The organism is Staphylococcus sp. HMSC069E10 (assembly GCF_001809205.1).
Lineage (GTDB): Bacteria > Bacillota > Bacilli > Staphylococcales > Staphylococcaceae > Staphylococcus > Staphylococcus hominis.
Map to the genome: position 1 here is coordinate 1 of NZ_KV796505.1, position 3,155 is coordinate 3,155.

Consider the following 3,155-nt stretch of genomic DNA (forward strand, 5'->3'; position numbering starts at 1 on the left):
TTGTACATTGAAAACTAGATAAGTAAGTAAATAGATTTTACCAAGCAAAACCGAGTGAATAGAGTTTTAAATAAGCTTGAATTCATAAAAAATAATCGCTAGTGTTCGAAAGAACACTCACAGATTAATAACTATATTAGATTAAGTTATTAAGGGCGCACGGTGGATGCCTTGGCACTAGAAGCCGATGAAGGACGTTACTAACGACGATATGCTTTGGGTAGCTGTAAGTAAGCGTTGATCCAGAGATTTCCGAATGGGGGAACCCAACACAAGTTATGTTGTGTTATCGACAAGTGAATTCATAGCTTGTCAGAAGGCAGACCCGGAGAACTGAAACATCTTAGTACCCGGAGGAAGAGAAAGAAAATTCGATTCCCTGAGTAGCGGCGAGCGAAACGGGAAGAGCCCAAACCAATAAGCTTGCTTATTGGGGTTGTAGGACACTCTATACGGAGTTACAAAGGAATATATTAAACGAATCATCTGGAAAGTTGAATCAAAGAAGGTAATAATCCTGTAGTTGAAAATATATTCTCTCTTGAGTGGATCCTGAGTACGACGGAGCACGTGAAATTCCGTCGGAATCTGGGAGGACCATCTCCTAAGGCTAAATACTCTCTAGTGACCGATAGTGAACCAGTACCGTGAGGGAAAGGTGAAAAGTACCCCGGAAGGGGAGTGAAAGAGAACTTGAAACCGTGTGCTTACAAGTAGTCAGAGCCCGTTAATGGGTGATGGCGTGCCTTTTGTAGAATGAACCGGCGAGTTACGATCTGATGCAAGGTTAAGCAGAAAATGTGGAGCCGTAGCGAAAGCGAGTCTGAATAGGGCGTATAGTATTTGGTCGTAGACCCGAAACCAGGTGATCTACCCATGGTCAGGTTGAAGTTCAGGTAACACTGAATGGAGGACCGAACCGACTTACGTTGAAAAGTGAGCGGATGAACTGTGGGTAGCGGAGAAATTCCAATCGAACTTGGAGATAGCTGGTTCTCTCCGAAATAGCTTTAGGGCTAGCCTCAAGTGATGATTATTGGAGGTAGAGCACTGTTTGGACGAGGGGCCCCTCTCGGGTTACCGAATTCAGACAAACTCCGAATGCCAATTAATTTAACTTGGGAGTCAGAACATGGGTGATAAGGTCCGTGTTCGAAAGGGAAACAGCCCAGACCACCAGCTAAGGTCCCAAAATATATGTTAAGTGGAAAAGGATGTGGCGTTGCCCAGACAACTAGGATGTTGGCTTAGAAGCAGCCATCATTTAAAGAGTGCGTAATAGCTCACTAGTCGAGTGACACTGCGCCGAAAATGTACCGGGGCTAAACATATTACCGAAGCTGTGGATTGTCCTTTGGACAATGGTAGGAGAGCGTTCTAAGGGCGTTGAAGCATGATCGCAAGGACATGTGGAGCGCTTAGAAGTGAGAATGCCGGTGTGAGTAGCGAAAGACGGGTGAGAATCCCGTCCACCGATTGACTAAGGTTTCCAGAGGAAGGCTCGTCCGCTCTGGGTTAGTCGGGTCCTAAGCTGAGGCCGACAGGCGTAGGCGATGGATAACAGGTTGATATTCCTGTACCACCTATAATCGTTTTAATCGATGGGGGGACGCAGTAGGATAGGCGAAGCGTACGATTGGATTGTACGTCTAAGCAGTGAGATTGAGTGTTAGGCAAATCCGGCACTCTTAAGATTGAGCTGTGATGGGGAGAGGAAATTGTTTCCTCGAGTCGTTGATTTCACACTGCCGAGAAAAGCCTCTAGATAGAGATTAGGTGCCCGTACCGCAAACCGACACAGGTAGTCAAGATGAGAATTCTAAGGTGAGCGAGCGAACTCTCGTTAAGGAACTCGGCAAAATGACCCCGTAACTTCGGGAGAAGGGGTGCTCTTTAGGGTGCAAGCCCAGAAGAGCCGCAGTGAATAGGCCCAAGCGACTGTTTATCAAAAACACAGGTCTCTGCTAAACCGTAAGGTGATGTATAGGGGCTGACGCCTGCCCGGTGCTGGAAGGTTAAGAGGAGTGGTTAGCTTCTGCGAAGCTACGAATCGAAGCCCCAGTAAACGGCGGCCGTAACTATAACGGTCCTAAGGTAGCGAAATTCCTTGTCGGGTAAGTTCCGACCCGCACGAAAGGCGTAACGATTTGGGCACTGTCTCAACGAGAGACTCGGTGAAATCATAGTACCTGTGAAGATGCAGGTTACCCGCGACAGGACGGAAAGACCCCGTGGAGCTTTACTGTAGCCTGATATTGAAATTCGGCACAGCTTGTACAGGATAGGTAGGAGCCTTTGAAACGTGAGCGCTAGCTTACGTGGAGGCGTTGGTGGGATACTACCCTAGCTGTGTTGGCTTTCTAACCCGCACCACTTATCGTGGTGGGAGACAGTGTCAGGCGGGCAGTTTGACTGGGGCGGTCGCCTCCTAAAAGGTAACGGAGGCGCTCAAAGGTTCCCTCAGAATGGTTGGAAATCATTCATAGAGTGTAAAGGCATAAGGGAGCTTGACTGCGAGACCTACAAGTCGAGCAGGGTCGAAAGACGGACTTAGTGATCCGGTGGTTCCGCATGGAAGGGCCATCGCTCAACGGATAAAAGCTACCCCGGGGATAACAGGCTTATCTCCCCCAAGAGTTCACATCGACGGGGAGGTTTGGCACCTCGATGTCGGCTCATCGCATCCTGGGGCTGTAGTCGGTCCCAAGGGTTGGGCTGTTCGCCCATTAAAGCGGTACGCGAGCTGGGTTCAGAACGTCGTGAGACAGTTCGGTCCCTATCCGTCGTGGGCGTAGGAAATTTGAGAGGAGCTGTCCTTAGTACGAGAGGACCGGGATGGACATACCTCTGGTGTACCAGTTGTCGTGCCAACGGCATAGCTGGGTAGCTATGTATGGACGGGATAAGTGCTGAAAGCATCTAAGCATGAAGCCCCCCTCAAGATGAGATTTCCCAACTTCGGTTATAAGATCCCTCAGAGATGATGAGGTTAATAGGTTCGAGGTGGAAGCGTGGTGACACGTGGAGCTGACGAATACTAATCGATCGAAGACTTAATCAATTTTTTCAAGTTTTGCGACGCAAATCTTTACTTACTATCTAGTTTTGAATGTATAATCATTCATTTGTCTGGTGACAATGGCAAGGAGGTCACA

The 3,155-nt window shown here is 48.3% G+C and carries 1 rRNA gene; it reads left to right on the top strand.

The features are described from left to right. Positions 1-139: 139 nt before the first annotated feature. Positions 140-3,061, top strand: a 23S ribosomal RNA gene (locus tag HMPREF2561_RS10245). The last annotated feature ends 94 nt before the right edge of the window (positions 3,062-3,155 follow it).